This is a genomic window from Arthrobacter sp. TmtSoilC79, from assembly GCF_059739405.1.
The window spans coordinates 2,605,747-2,620,573 of sequence record NZ_AP046051.1 but is presented as its reverse complement, the minus strand read 5'-3'; the positions used below and the strand labels follow the sequence as shown (position 1 = coordinate 2,620,573).

The following is a 14,827-nucleotide window of genomic DNA, read 5'->3' as shown; positions in this document are numbered from 1 at the left end:
CTTTGGCGTCTCTGAGCTCCTGGTTGGCATCATTTTCCAGACAAGCCGAAGTCACGTACGGTAGGCAAAACCACCCCGGTAGGGAGGAAATCAATGCCCGGAGCTGTGGCCCAGAGCGTGCCTACGTAGGCGATCGGTGCGTTCAATGCCTGCTTCACGGTGTATTCGTTGACCTTCTTATACAGAGCATCACGGGCTGTATCGTCCGGTTCGGTGGCAATGGACTGAAGCAACGTGTCGAACTCGGGGTCCTGCCACTTGAAGGGGTTGAGGAAGGCTTCAGGGGCGTACATGTCGCCGACCTGACGGCCTGCACTGTTCAGACCGTAGAACCAAAGAACTGCCGGGTACTTCTTCGAAGCAATTGATGACGCTGTATTCTGCGGAGGCACAGGTTCCCACGTCACCTTCACCCCGATGTCCGCAAGAGCCTGCGTGATCACAGGCTCGAAGGACTGGGAGATGACCGTGCTTGGCATCGTCATGGAGAAACCATCGGCGTATCCGGCCTCGGCCAAAAGCTTGCGTGCCTTCGCCGGATCGAAGCTGTAGGCATCTTCAAGCCCGGGGTCGTAGGCTCCACTGTTGGGGTCGAACACCTGGACCGTAGGCTTGCCCAGTCCGTTGAGGAGGGCCTTCACCACCTGTTCCCGGTCAAAGGCCATGTTGATGGCCTCGCGCACCTTTACATTGCCCAGGGCAGGAACGAGTTCTCCCTTTCGATCGGCCAGGACGAGAACGAGAGCGGCCGTAGCCTGCACCTCCTTGACTGTGAATCCCGCACCTTCAGCCTGCTTGCGTTGCGGGGCCTGAATCAGGGCTGCCTTTACTTCCCCTGCCTGGAGCGCGTTGTACTGGGCGGTCCTGTCCTGGATGACTTTGACCTTCACGGTTTTAAAGGGATAGACCGAGGCGTTCCAGTAGTCATCCCGGCGTTCCATTACGTACTCGGTGCCGTCCACAGTTTTGTCCGATAGGACGTAGGGTCCTGAGCCTGTTGGGCGGAGCTTGGTGGTCTCTGATGCCAGCGTGTCCGCGTCGCCGATAACGCCTGTGGCCTGCGCCAGGTAGTTCAGCAGCGATGGTTCAGGAGCGGAAAGCTGAATGACTACCGTCGAAGCATCGGGGGCGGAAATTGAAGACACCTTGGCGAGCTTGGGCTGTTGCTGGCCCGGTGTCGTCCTGGTCCTCTCCAAGGTTGCTGCAACGTCCTTGGAGGTGACGGCGTCTCCGGAACTAAACTTCAGGTCGCTGCGAAGTTTGAGGGTCAGTGTGCGGAGGTCATCTGAATATTCCCAGCTCTCAGCCGCGTTCGCACGGATCTTGTTGTCCTTGTCCACCATGAGAAGAGTGTCGAAAATGGATGCCCAAATGTACGACTGCTGTCCTTCAGCGAGCTGGGCCGGGTCCAACGAAGCCGGCTGGGCTTGAACGGCAATGCTGAGCTCCTCGTTGCGTGAGGAACTGCTTGCCTCCGATGCTGGATCGGAAGATGAGCAGGCCGCTGTGGAGAGTAGTGCCGCCACCGCGACTGAGGCTACGACCGCACGGGTCAGTGATGTGGTTCGGGACAAGACAGGAAACATGTCTTGGGACTCCTTTGTCATTGAGGAAAAGCTTTTGGAGATTTAGGGGGGACCATTGTCTGGGCCATTCAGTCGGGGGTGACCGACATCACTAGCAAAGCATTGGAAAACCGAAAAGGCAACCGATTGCCAAGAAATGTTTTAAAGATTAAATCTATTCCGCAGGTTTCACTTCTGGGTACGACAAATAGCCCCCTGATAAACGAAACAATGTATTTCGAAGATCGAGGCGGCGGAGTCTATTTCAGGAGATCCCGAAGGGTGCTCTTAAGGAATTGCCGATTGGCTTTTGGCCATAAGCTCTGTTAGTTGCTGCTTGAACTTCATGAGCGGGTGCCCATTAAGTGCGAGGAACGCCTGGGAAACTGCTGAGGTGAGATCAAGGGTGGGATCAATCAGCCACTGCATCCGCAGGCCACTCCAGGCTGCCATCATTTGGCGGCCAACCTTGTCCGGGTCCAACGCTGAATCCGCGAGCCCCTTTGCCTGGCGTCTCCTCACTCCTTCCGCGAACTCAAAGACCACCTGTTCGTGGTGGGCCTTCAGGTAGGAATGGGCCGGGTGTCCGGGATCCACCGCCTCCGCGCTGAGGGAAAGGAACAGGCGGGTTGTGGCCTGGTCATCCAGTGTCAGGTGTGCCATTGCCGGTGGGGGCCAGTCGGCGTTTCCTCCGTCAATGACATGGAACTCTGCTGTGAGGATGGCGCGATACTCCTGGTCTGCCAGCTCCATTGCTGCCACGAGGATGTGATCGCGTGTTGGGAAGTGGTAGAGCATGGCAGTTTCGCTCATGGATGCACGCGCTGCGACTTCAGCTGTGGTCAAAGCCCGATGCCCCTTCTCGAGGACAATGTCCAGGGCTGCCCGGGCAACGGCCGTACGTCGCTCAAGAGTCTTCGCGTAGCGTTTCCGGGGTGACGTTGTGGAGTCCATGGATAAAGAGTAATTGAAAACTGAGTGCCACACCATAGATACAGTACTCCCTCTTCGAAAGTGAAGTATCGCGAGAGCGCAAGCCAAGTATAAATTGACCAGCGCTCGGTTTACAGGTCACTTTATGGCGCACTCCTTGCCGGACCTGCAGATCCTCGGATGACCAGTTCCGTGTCCACCATCAGGCTTTTGGGCTCCTGCGGGGTGCCGGCAAAGGAGTTCAGAATCAGCCCGGCGGCCAGCGATCCGCATTCTCCCAGCGGGGATCTGATGCTCGACAAGGATGGGGTGGTGAAGTCAGCGCCAAAGATGTCGTCAAAGCCCACGATGCTGATGGCTTCGGGAACGGCCATGCCGGCACCTTGAAGTTCGTGCATCAGGCCAATAGCCATGAGGTCGTTGTGCGTGATCACGGCCGTAGCTCCTGAGGCTTTGATGGTCCGGGCCAGTTTTCTGCCACCGTCAATGGTGGGGGATGTGGACTCGATGCGCTCTGCGGTGACATGGCACCACTCGCACGCATCGGATACCGCGTCCCAGCGCCGGGCTGACATCCAGGACATCTCTGGTCCGGCGGCGAAGACGATCTTCTGATGTCCGTTCCCTGCCAGAAAACGGACTGCCTGGCTGACGCCCCTGTCCGGATCAGGGACAACGCAGTCTATGCCGCTGACCTCTCTGTTGATGGCGACAACCTTCTTTGTGGCGGCAAGTAGTTGAAGGTTGCTTTCACTCATGCGGGGGCTGACCAGGATGAGGCCGTCGACTGTTTTAATAAGCCGCCGCGCCGCTGACAGTTCGGTGGCAGCGGATTCGGCCGCATTGCCAAGCACTACGCTGTACTGCTGCTGTGTTGCTACTCTTCCGGCTTCCCGAAGAATGCCAAAGAAGTTTGGGTTGGTTATATCTGAAACAAGAAGTCCCAGCATTCTTGTTGATCCCGTTTGCAAGACTTGTGCCGAATGGTTCGCCTGGAAATTGAGAACCCCGGCCGTTATTTCAACCAGTCGCCGCGTTTGCGGACTGACTCTTCCGGGATTACTGAGAGCCCTGGAAACTGTTGAAGGATTAACGCCGGCTTGTTGTGCTACATCATAAATTGTTGCTTTGGCTTTTTTTGTTTGCACTGGTGCCTCGTCAGCCGGCATTCTGCACTTTCCTGGATAGTGGAAAATCGGCCGGCTACGTGTGCATTGCTGAAGCACGCGTAACCGGCCGAAGAGTTGTCCGCCCTTGGTGCTAGATGGTCTGGCCGGCGTCAGCCAAAAGCGTGCTGCCCGTCATGATGGTAGACAGGTCGCTCGCACAGAAGAGAACGACGCGTGCAATGTCGTCCGGCGTTCCGATCCGGCCAATGAGACTGTTCGTCATGACGTCCATGGTCTCCGTTCCACTGGAGGGGGCGTGTTGGGCGGCAGCGGCCATGTTGCCTTCGGTTGGTACGAAGGTGGGGGCGACACCGAGCACCCGTATCCCCATGGGCGCAAACTCCAAGGCCATTTGTTTGGTCATGCCGCGAACTGCGTGCTTGGACCCAACGTAGGCCGACAAGCCTGGCGCCGTCCCGCCGAACCCTGCGGTGGAAACGATGTTGATGATGACACCACCGTTTTTACCGTTGGACATATGGCGGGCGGCCTCGCGGGAGCCATTGAAGACGCCGCGGGTATTGACGGCGAAGACCTGCTCCCACGTGCTGTCACTGGTCTGCAGGACCGGAACGCTGGGGAAGATGCCAGCGTTGTTGACCCAGATGTCGATGCCCCCGAAGGACTCCAAGGCTTCCTGTGCTCCGAGACGCACCGACCCGGCGTCGCTGACATCCATGCCTAAGCCGAGGGCGCGGACGGGAAAACGATCGGCAATCCCGGCTGCGGTCTCCTTGGCGAGATCGGCGTTGACGTCCCCGATGAGGACGTCGGAGCCGGCTTCGGCGAGTCGTGCTGCGATGGCTTTGCCCAAGCCCTGTGCCCCGCCGGTGACAACTGCCCGGCGTCCGGTGAGGGAGAGCAGGTCCCTGACCGGGGTGAGCGAAGCGTCAGCGAACGCTGTGGTCATGCTGAAACCTCGACGTCGAGGTTGTTGCTTTGCGCCACCCGGCCAAGCCAGGCCAGGCTGGGTTTGGGTGTGCGGACGAAGGTCTCCCTGTCCACAGCAATCAGGCCGAAGGTCGGTTCCCAGTGACCCCACTCGAAGTTGTCCAACAGGGACCAGTGGAGGTAGCCCCGCACGTCAATTCCTTCGTTCATGGTCTGGTGCAGGCCTTGCAGCGCTTCAGCGGTGTAGCGGATTCGTTGCTCGTCATCAGCGGTGGCGATGCCGTTTTCCGTGACCAGCACGGGGACGCCCCCGGTGACGTCCCACGCGTGCCTCACGGCCATGGCCAAGGCATCGGGCCTGTACGCGGTGCCCACCAAGGTGTTCTCAGGGTGCGGCGGGTGCGGGACGAGCCCGTTGGCATCCACTTGTTGGCTGGAGTAGGCCTGCACGCCAACAAAATCGTCGCCGCGGCTGCCTTCCCAGTAGACGTCTTCTTTGCCGTAGCGGATCTCCAGCAGCTTTTCCTCCCCACCCGGGGCGGCAGTGAGCGCGCCGGCTGCAATTGTCCATCCAACCTTGGCGGAGGTGTTCGCGCGGATGATTTCCCGGGCGGCGTGGTGGATGGTGGTGAATGCTCTGCCTATTTCCGGGTCAGCGTAGGTCAGGAAGTCACTGTGTGTTTGCTTGGTTTCTTCGGTGCCCTCGACGGTGGGGCTTTGCCACTGGGCGTCCCCGGCAAGTTGCATGCGGCGCATGGCTGTCATGATTGCTGCCTGCATGTTCGGTTCGTTCATGGTCACCACCCACTCCACCCCGTCCAGGATGGTGGTGGTTTCCTTGACGTAGCGCTGGAACTTTTCCGATGCGTCCGGAGCCAGCCAACCGCCGTCGTTCGCGAACCACTGGGGAGTGGTGAAGTGCTGCAAGGTGACCACGGGGGTGACGTTCCGCGAGAAGCAGTGCTCGATCATGCGTCGGTAATGGGCAAGTTCTGCCTTGGAGAAGGCACCGGGTGCGGGCTCGATCCGCGACCACTCCAGGCTGAAGCGGTAAGAGGTCAGACCGGCATCGGCCAGCAGGTCAATGTCCTCACGGTAACGGTGGTAGCTGTCGCACGCGTCCCCGGAGAGCTCCATGCCGGGCATGGTCAGTTCACGTGCCCACCAGTCGCTGTTGACGTTGTTTCCTTCAATCTGGTGGCCGGCGGTAGCGGCACCCCAGAGGAAGTTGGCGGGGAAAGTCGTCATGGGTTTACTCGTTTCTTGATGGTTGTGATGCCTCTGCAGGCATTCGGCAAGTGGTTCAGGCGTGACTTGGGACGCTGTTGCTGCGGGAAGCAGCAGGTGCTGCGGAATGGAAGGTGCCCGGTCCGGCAGTGTGTTCGGATCCATCGGGGAAAATGATCAGGGCGGTTGTTTCTGCGGGGATGTCGGCGTCGATGACCAGCTCGTCACCGTCGATCCGCCAATGGACGTTGATGGTGCCGTTGGGGGTTTCGTGTGAGCCGCGGGCCCAGGTAACCGAGGCACCTGGTGTGGGCGCGATGACAATTGACTGCCAGGCCACGGAGCCTTCGGCCTGCCGCAATCCCAAGGTGTGCTCGTGCAGGAACCGGAGCACGGTTGCCTTGCTGTAATGGTTCAACGAATCATGGGCGTCGCCGTTCTGGTCAATTCCTTCCCACGATTCCCAGATGGTGGTGGCGCCCTTGTCCACCATGTACAGCCACGACGGCGCCGTGCGCTGAAGCAGCAACTCATCAGCGACGTCGGCCCTGCCGGCTTCCACCAGTACCGGCAGCAGGTAGCCGGTGGACAGGAAGCCTGTTCCCACGTGGGTGCCTGCGGAACGGATGAGTTCAACCAGCCGATCGACGGCGGCCTCCCGGCGATCCTCCGGCAGCAGGCCAAGTGCCAGCGCCCGCACGTAGCTGGCCTGGGTATCTGCGTCCGTTGTTCCGTCCGCACGCAAATACGCTGCCTGCCAGGCATTGCGGACGGATTCTGAAATCGCCGTCCACTCAGCCGCTTCGGCGGATCGTCCAAGGACAGCGGCAATCCTGGCCAGAGTGGAAGTAGAGCGGAAGAGGTAAGCGGTGCCCACCTCGCCCTTGTCCTCCATGAACCAAGCCATCGGGTTGTCCTGGACAGGATCAATCAGGCGCCCTTCGGCATCCCGCTGCTTGGGCTCCGTCCACTCACCCCAATGGAATGTTCCGTCCCACAGATACTGCTCGTAAGGTTCCGGTTCCGGAGATGCCTTGACCCTGGCGTGGTGGCGGGTTGTCCGCGCCATCTCCAGGGCCCACCGCACCCAACGGAGCATCGCGTCCCAGTTCTCGGCGAGTACCTGTTCGTCTCCGTAGGCTTCGTACAGTTCCCAGGGAACGGCAACGATCGCATCCCCCCACCCGGCGGATCCGGTCATCATGGCAAACTGATCGTCCAAATGGTTCTTGATACCGCGGCCGTCGGGGGAGAAGTTCGCTATGCGCCCGTCCGCCAATTGGTCATCGCGAACGGACTGCAACCATTTCCGGCTGAAGCCGAGCACGTCCCGCAGCCGGGTAGCTGTGGAAATGAACACTTGGTAGTCACCGCTCCATGCAAGCCGTTCGCGCGTTGGGCAATCCGTGGGAACGTCCACGGCATTTCCAAGGAAGCTCCATTCCCCGATTCGATGAAGGCTGTTGAGATCTTCATTGCTGCACTCAAAAGCACCTGTACGGCGGAGGTCGCTGTGGACAAGCTGCATTGCAAGCTTGGTGGTATCCAGCGGCACTGCCTTGCGGGTGATGCGGGCGAACTGGAAGCCGTGGACTGTGTGGCGGGGTTCAAAGACTTCAGCTGCGGCTCCTGCGGTGACCTCGTCACGCTGCGTGAAGATCATGGTCGGTTCCCCTGGCCTGTGTGAGTCCAGGTGCGTGGTGGAGAGGTCGCCGTCGCCGTCCACATACTCGCCGTATTCGATCACCGTATGGGTTCCCTGTGGCCCGAGATCCTCAAGCCGGATCCACCCGGAGGCATTTTGACCAAAGTCCGCGATCCACACGCCTGGGCTGATCTGCGTGACGCTTACCGGCGGCCGCGAGTCTATGACCCGTACTGCCGGGGCAGGGGACCAGCCAATCGCGGGGGCATTGACAGCGTTGAGGAGGACTTTCGACGCCGGTTCCGCCCGAGCGGCGAAGTCAACTGTCTGCCCTTCCATAAGATCCGCTCGCGTCGTGGTTGATGGTGCGGACGTCCAGGCGCCGTCGGTCACGATCACTTGGCTGGTTCCATCAACTTTATCGATGTGAAGTTCGGCGCGGGCGCCCAACGTGTTTCCCCAGTCGGCCGGGTGGCGGAACGCGCCCACTTGTCCCCGGTACCAGCCATCGGACAGCTCAATGGACAGCACGTTGGTCCCGGGTACCAGCGACGACGTGACGTCCGAGGCCTGCGCATAGAGAGTATGGTCGTACGACGTCGTCCCCGGGGACAGTTCGGCAGTTCCGGCTTTACCCCCGTTGACCGCAGCCGTGTATACACCAAGGGCTGTGGCATACAGTCGGGCAGACTTTACGTCGGCGTCCACCGTGAATTCCGTGGTGAGGCAATGGGCCGGACGTTGGCCGTACGCCGTCCCTTCTTCCTCCACCGGGGAAATCCAGGACGCCATCCAATTGGCGTCGAAAAGTCCCGCTTCAAATGACGACCAAGCCGACCATCCGTTCGGGTCCCCGGCAACCCGTACGCGCCATGTGACCCGCTGCCGGCTGGAGAGATCCGGCCAGGGCCACTGAACGTAGAGCCTGTGGGCAAGGATCGCTTGCGGCTGAGCCACGCCGTCGACCGTTGCTTCCACTTCATACGCCGTTGCTACTGCGTCCGCGGGAATCTTCCAAGAGAGCCTGGGGGACGGACCTGTGACGGGGAACTGGTCTCCGCCGCTGTCCACAGTGAGGTCATAGGGCACGAGGGCCATGTATTTTCCTTAATTTTCTGCTGATGCCGGCGGTTAGCGGACGGACTTGACCTTGAGCGAGATCACGAGGCCGCCGATCAGTGCCAGAGCTGCGCCGGAGAGGTACAGGAAGGTGTAGTTCTTGTCCGCTCCGGTGATACCGATGGTGATGATCACGGAGGCCAAAAGAGGGGCCACTGCGCTTGGTATCTTTTGGGCGAAGGCGACCACGGCCATGTAACGCGCCGTTTCGGTCCGGTTGGGCAGGATGGCGAAAATGATGGCCTGATCCACGGTGGCGAACACGGCAATGGCAGTCTGCATGAGGACCGCGCCAATGATCAGTTGGGGCAGCGACCACGCGAATGCCTCAGCCAATGCGCCGCCGACGAAGAGGATCGCAGCAACCAGGACAAACAAGCGCCGCCTCTTGAGCTTGTCTGACAGGAATCCACCCAGAAGCGCACCGGCCGCAGCGGCCACCACGCCAAGCATGCCGATGGTTGCCACGACTCCGGCCACTTCCCGTACCGGGAGATCAAGGCGCTGTGCGTAGAAAAAGGTGCCGAAGGTGGTGTTGAAGTACAGGCCCATAAAGAAGACGAAACGGCCCAACCAGTTCCACGCAAAGTCCGGGTACTTGCGGACGCTGAAACCATAGCTGGCAACAACTGACCGGAAGGTGACCCGCGTGTCGACAGGGATATGCTGCGAGCTTCCCTCCGGCTTGATGAGCGGGAACAGTGCCAGGAGGACTGCGCCGATCACGCCGGGTACCACGAAGACCAGGAAGGTGTTCGACGAAACAGCATACGCAACGCCAATGCCCAAAACAGGAGCGATCTGGGTCATCAGGCCGGTCAAAGCAGAGACCCGGCCCCGCTGGCCCTCGGGCAACTTATCAGCCATGAGGTTCTGGATGGCGGCACCGGATATGGACCAACCCGCCATGCCCAGGATCCATCCGGCGCCCACCAGCAGAAGGTTGGGTGCGAGCCCCATGACAACCAAGCCCGCAAGGCCGATGGCTGTTCCAAGGAAGATGAAGGGCGCGCGCCGGCCGAAGCGGGACCGCGTACGGTCACTCCAGATGCCGATGAGCGGGCTGACGATCAAATAGATTCCCTGCGCCGTGCCCGTAATGAACCCAAGCATCTGCTCCTGGCCGGGAGCGAGTTCGGTGATCCGCACAGCGATGCCATAGGACAGTGGCACCATCATGGCGATGGATGCCCCGAAGCTGGCAAGCATGAGCCAGAAAATGTAGCCCCTGCTCACGGGAATCTGGGGCTCTTCCGTGAGCTCCGGAAGTTCAACGGGGCCGAGCGGCAGATGACTGCCCGGCGATGGTTCGGCGGCTGCGATGCCGCCGGCGAGACGGGGAGCCCCGTGCTTGTCAGTAGTCACCAATGACTCCTCAATACAGTAGATGGCCCGTCCGCTGCGTCGCGGACGAGAGCTGGGAGATGTGTGGGTCGATCCAGCAAAGGGTAACCATGATGGTTACTATTCGTGAATAGTAGTCACGGTGGTTACAATTGACAAGACCCAGCGCACAAAATGGTTTCCGTTGACGAGAGAAGGCTGTTCGTGACCATCACTTCAGAGCAGAAGACCGGCAAAAAAGCCGGCTCCGGGCGGCGGGGCCCCTATGCCACAACACCGGCCCGACGGGCAGAGATCGTGCGCGCTGCCTCGGCCAGCTTCGCTGAGCATGGCTACGAGCGGGCAAGTCTCAGGGATATTGCCTCGCGGGCCGGTGTCACCCACGCAGCCCTTCTGCGTCATTTCGCCACCAAGGATGACCTCCTCCTGGCCGCCCTGGCGGAGCGGGACGCCGACGACGCCGAGCTGGCCACCCGCATCGTGCAGGCCAAAGTGCCCCGGGAGTCGGTGTTGAGCACCATTCTGGGCGAAGAATTCGCCAGGCCTGACCACATGCGGAACTGGCTCTCAATCACGATCGCGGCGACCAATCCCGAGCATCCTGCCCACGACTTCTTCATCGCCCGACGCGAGCGCATGCGTGATCACTTCACCAGCAAGCGGCTTGCTACGACAGAAGACAGCGAGGAGCTGACAGCCGACGACAAAGTCACCATGGTGATGGCCATGATCGACGGCCTTCGGATTCAGTTCCTCCTGGACCCGCAGCGCAAAACCTTGCACCTGCTGGAAACGCTCTTCCGGTTCATCGACTCGTCTGAAGAAGGCTGATGGTCCGCAAGGGGCGTTTGGTCATATCCCTGGTACGCAGTCATTCCATTACCGCCAGCTGATGCCGCCGCTTCGTGGGCTTACCCGGGATCAGAAATCGAGAGAAAGTCACCTACGCCAATGAGCACTCCAATCCTGCCGGGCTACCACCCGGATCCCTCAATATGTCGAGCAGGCGAGGACTACTTCCTTATTAACTCCAGTTTCGAATACTTCCCCGGAGTGCCGGTCTTTTCGAGCCGCGACCTACTCGAGTGTCACCAGATCGGCAATGTGCTCGACCGCGATGGCCAACTCAATGTGGTGTCCGGCATCGAGGGTGCGAGCGGGGGCATATATGCCCCGACGATTCGCTATCACGATGGCCGTTTCTGGATGATCACCACGAACCTTCATGATGTGCGGGAGGGGCACATCATTGTCTCGGCCGATCACCCGGCAGGTCCATGGACCGATCCGGTCTACACGCCGGGACTGATTGGCATTGATCCCGACCTTGCGTGGGACGAGCGAGGTGACTGCTACATCACGTGGGCAGACGTTATTAGAGGCGGCATTTCACAGGCGCGGATTGATCCGGTGACTGGAATCGCGTTGTCCCCGGCGCGGGAACTATGGCGCGGCTCGGGTGGTGCTCATGTTGAGGGGCCGCATGTCTACACACGCAATGGCTGGTGGTATCTCCTGACTGCGGAGGGCGGCACCGCCGCTGGTCACATGATTACAGTAGCCCGCGCAGAAGCCATTGGCGGCCCTTACTCGCCTTGTCCTGCCAATCCGATTCTGACGCACCGCAGTACTTCACATCCCGTGCAGGCGGTGGGGCACGGCGACCTGTTCGAGCTTCATGACGGCAGCTGGGCGATGGTACATCTCGGGACTCGCCCACGCGGTTCTTTCCCCAAATGGCACACCAACGGCAGGGAGACGTTCATCGTCGGGATTGACTGGGTGGAGGGCTGGCCTGTCGTGGTAGAGGATCGATTCACGGCGCCTGAGATCGACACTTCGTTCGAGGACAGATTCCTTGAGGGTCGGCTACACCCGCGGTGGCTTGCACCCGGAGTTAATCCGAGCTCCTTTGCCACGCCGGGCGAGAATGGACTGACGCTGCTTGCCGGCCGCCAGCCCGCGAACGCGCGGGCATTGCGGCTCCTCGCAGTTCGGGCTACGGACCTCGAATGGACCGCCAGCGTTCAGGGCATCGGTGACCTGGCGCTTACGGTGCGCATTGATGACCTTCACCAGGCAACTGTTCAACGGGTCGGAGGGAGGGTGGCGGCGCGTGTCGTCATCGGCCCCACGGATCAGGACCTCGCTGTTTTGGATGCCGTATCCGAGAGCAGCGCCCTGACAATCCGCTCGGTACCTTACGACAGCCCGGCCGGCCAACGCAAGGGGCCGGACCGGCTGGTCCTGGGAGTGGGCGCCGGCGCTGATTTCCAGGAACTCGCGGCCATTGATGGCCGCTACTTATCAACAGAGGTTGCGGGAGGTTTTACGGGTCGCGTCGTGGGAATGGAGGCCCTGGGCTCCGACGCCGTCATCAGCCGCTTCACGTACAGCTCACCTTAAGGTTTCCAGGCCGGCGTTCTCTGGGTTTTTTGCTTCGCGCAGTTCGCGGCCCACTGCCCTGAGGCCGGTTTCGAGCGCCTTCAGCTCTTCAAGCGTCAGTCCAGCCAGCACCTCGCCGCCCAGTTCCGGACGCGCAGCCATGAGTTCACGAACTACAGACCGTCCAAGGTCGGTGGCAAAAATTCGCCTGACCCGCTGGTCGTCCGTATCAGTGGATCTGGCGACCAACCCCGCCGCCGCGAGGCGATCAACAAGCTTGGACATGGATGCCATCGAGACACCGAAGGTCTCTGCCAGCCCCACTCCAGTGGCTCCGCTCTCCGTGGTGACCACGACGGAGAGGACCTTCAGCTGTTGGATGGTCAGATCGGTGGTCAGTAGTGGCTGGAGGATGCGGGGGATGGAGCGGATCGTGATGGCTATGGCCAGAGCGTCTATGCTCTTCAGTGCTGATTCCCGATCTGATTCCACCATGCCACTAAAGATATCGCGGACCGGCTTTGCGAAATTACTTAGCTTAAGGCTAAGCTTTTTTCATTAGCCGACCCGTTGTCGTGTCGACGCGTACCAGAACCACCTGCCGGGCTCTTTCCCGGATCTGGGCGCGGGCGCGCATTGGGGGCGGCCGCGCAACGTGCGCATGGCGCAGTAGCGAAGCGAGGACGATTCATGGGCAGCGCCCACAACCTATCGAAGAACCCACAAGAGCTTGATGTTGAAGAGCTCCGCGCAAAGTACCGGCGGGAGCGCGACCGACGTCTCCGGCCAGAGGGCCTGGGGCAGTATCAAAGCGCAGCCGGTGAGTTCGGCTACTACTCGAAGGATCCTTACACCGAGCCAATACAGAGGGATCACCGCGCTGACTCAGTGGAGGTGCTGGTCATCGGCGCTGGATTCGGCGGACTGCTCGCCGCCGCGAGGCTGCGGGAAGCCGGGGTGGAGTCCATTCGCCTGATGGACGAGGCCGGCGATGTGGGCGGCACGTGGTACTGGAACAGGTATCCGGGCATCCATTGCGATATCGAATCGTACGTCTACATGCCACTTCTCGAGGAGGTCGGTTACATGCCGGCATGGCGTTACGCTCCCGGTGAGGAGATCCGGCAGCACGCCATCGCCATCGCGAAGCGTTTCGACCTGTATCGGGATGTACTTTTCCAGACCAGGGCAACAGCGCTGACCTGGGATGACGCCGCGGAGTTATGGACAGTCGAAACCGACCGCGGGGATCGGTTCCATGCACGTTTCGTCATCACATCGTCGGGGACTCTGACACAACCCAAGTTGCCGGGGATCCCTGGCATGGAGAAGTTTCGCGGACATACTTTCCACACCAGCCGGTGGGACTATGCGTACACCGGTGGCTCAGCTGAAGGTGGCATGACCGGACTTGCCGACAAACGGGTGGCAGTAGTGGGCACAGGGGCTACGGGCGTCCAGGTCATCCCGCATCTGGGCCGCGATTCTGAGCAACTCCTCGTATTTCAGCGGACACCGTCCACCATTGACGTGCGTGGAAATCGCCTGACAGACCCATCTTGGGAAGCATCCCTCAAGCCAGGGTGGCAGCGCGAACGGATGGAGAACTTCATGTCCGTCCTGGCGGGGGAACAGGTAGAGGAAAGCCTTGTCCATGATGGGTGGACTGAAACCATCCAGCTGCAACGCCAGATCCTTTCCGGTGCGGTGGACGCAGGCCTCGCCCCTGCCGAACGGGAATTACGCGATGAACTCAAGGACTTTGAGACCATGAACCGCCTCCGTTCGCGTGTGGATGAGGTAGTACAGGACAGCGAAACGGCAGAGGTTCTCAAGCCCTGGTACCGGTACATGTGTAAACGGCCATGCTTCAGCGATACCTACCTCCAGACATACAACCGGCCCAACGTGACGCTGGTGGATACTGCCGACCACGGAGGCATAACACGCCTGACTGAGACCTCGATCGTGGTGGGCGAAACGGCGTATGACGTGGATTGCATTATCTTCGCTACAGGCTTCGACGTTGGCGTTTCTGGTGTGCTTTCCGGCTCCTTGCCCGTCCGGGGGAGAGGTGGGCGCTCACTTCTGGAAACATGGGCAGGCGGACTGCGCACCCTCCATGGCTTTTACAGCCACGGCTTTCCCAACCTCTTCCATCTTGGCGCACTGCAGAACGCCAATTCTGTCAACTTTGTCCACATCCTGCAGGAGCAGGCTGAGCACATTGCCGCAGTCATCGCCAAGGGGCTGGCCGTCGGTTCGCGGGTGATTGAGCCGACCCTCGAGGCTGAGGATCGCTGGGTCAAGACTGTCAGTGACACAGCGGCCGATACCTCGCACTTCCAAGCAGAATGCACCCCTGGGTACTACAACGGTGAAGGTACACGGGCGATCTCCGGCAGCTCGTTCAGTCCAGGACCCGTAGCTTTTCACCGGATACTTCGGCAATGGCGGGAAGGCGACATGAGCGATGTCCTTGTTCCGGCGCCGCCGGCTGGCCAAACTGTGGCGGGCAAATGAGGCCTGATCGGGGGAAGCCACTCCGG

11 protein-coding genes are annotated in these 14,827 nt (G+C 60.5%); 3 read left to right on the top strand and 8 right to left on the bottom strand.

What is annotated here, in order from left to right; all coding sequences use genetic code 11:
* Positions 1–29: 29 nt before the first annotated feature.
* The 7 genes from AC6JA3_RS12065 to AC6JA3_RS12035 form a co-directional block, all read right to left on the bottom strand.
* On the bottom strand, positions 30–1,586 hold the full coding sequence (locus AC6JA3_RS12065) for an ABC transporter substrate-binding protein (RefSeq protein ID WP_051421495.1): 1,557 nt from the start codon (positions 1,584–1,586) through the stop codon (positions 30–32).
* 267 nt (positions 1,587–1,853) lie between these two features.
* Positions 1,854–2,519, bottom strand: a complete 666-nt coding sequence (locus tag AC6JA3_RS12060) for a TetR/AcrR family transcriptional regulator (RefSeq protein ID WP_026540410.1) — start codon at positions 2,517–2,519, stop codon at positions 1,854–1,856.
* A 122-nt stretch (positions 2,520–2,641) separates the two neighbouring features.
* Positions 2,642–3,667, bottom strand: a complete 1,026-nt coding sequence (locus AC6JA3_RS12055) for a LacI family DNA-binding transcriptional regulator (RefSeq protein ID WP_347783476.1) — start codon at positions 3,665–3,667, stop codon at positions 2,642–2,644.
* Between the two features lie 91 nt (positions 3,668–3,758).
* Positions 3,759–4,577, bottom strand: a complete 819-nt coding sequence (locus tag AC6JA3_RS12050; protein WP_026540412.1) for an SDR family NAD(P)-dependent oxidoreductase — start codon at positions 4,575–4,577, stop codon at positions 3,759–3,761.
* Positions 4,574–5,806, bottom strand: coding sequence for a glycoside hydrolase family 1 protein (locus AC6JA3_RS12045; RefSeq protein ID WP_091551571.1), 1,233 nt, complete (start codon positions 5,804–5,806; stop codon positions 4,574–4,576). Before AC6JA3_RS12045 ends, AC6JA3_RS12050 begins: the two co-directional genes overlap by 4 nt.
* A gap of 55 nt (positions 5,807–5,861) precedes the next feature.
* Positions 5,862–8,528: a family 78 glycoside hydrolase catalytic domain gene (locus AC6JA3_RS12040; protein ID WP_347783475.1), complete on the bottom strand. Its 2,667-nt coding sequence runs from the start codon at positions 8,526–8,528 to the stop codon at positions 5,862–5,864.
* 33 nt (positions 8,529–8,561) lie between these two features.
* Entirely contained in the window at positions 8,562–9,914 is a 1,353-nt protein-coding gene (locus tag AC6JA3_RS12035) for an MFS transporter (RefSeq protein ID WP_347783474.1), read from the bottom strand.
* Between the two features lie 183 nt (positions 9,915–10,097).
* On the opposite strand from AC6JA3_RS12035, the gene AC6JA3_RS12030 reads away from it, so the two are divergent.
* On the top strand, positions 10,098–10,724 hold the full coding sequence (locus tag AC6JA3_RS12030) for a TetR/AcrR family transcriptional regulator (protein WP_336109473.1): 627 nt from the start codon (positions 10,098–10,100) through the stop codon (positions 10,722–10,724).
* A gap of 120 nt (positions 10,725–10,844) precedes the next feature.
* Positions 10,845–12,299 carry a glycoside hydrolase family 43 protein gene (locus AC6JA3_RS12025; RefSeq protein ID WP_497920140.1) on the top strand — a complete coding sequence of 485 codons (1,455 nt, stop codon included), beginning with the start codon at positions 10,845–10,847 and terminating at the stop codon, positions 12,297–12,299.
* Here the strand turns inward: AC6JA3_RS12025 and AC6JA3_RS12020 are convergent.
* Entirely contained in the window at positions 12,291–12,773 is a 483-nt protein-coding gene (locus AC6JA3_RS12020) for a MarR family winged helix-turn-helix transcriptional regulator (protein ID WP_051420763.1), read from the bottom strand. The two genes, AC6JA3_RS12025 and AC6JA3_RS12020, sit on opposite strands and share 9 nt — an antisense overlap.
* A gap of 195 nt (positions 12,774–12,968) precedes the next feature.
* Between AC6JA3_RS12020 and AC6JA3_RS12015 the strand changes: the two genes are divergently transcribed.
* Positions 12,969–14,801 (top strand): flavin-containing monooxygenase, encoded by a 1,833-nt coding sequence (locus AC6JA3_RS12015; RefSeq protein ID WP_497920139.1) that lies wholly within the window; start codon positions 12,969–12,971, stop codon positions 14,799–14,801.
* The last annotated feature ends 26 nt before the right edge of the window (positions 14,802–14,827 follow it).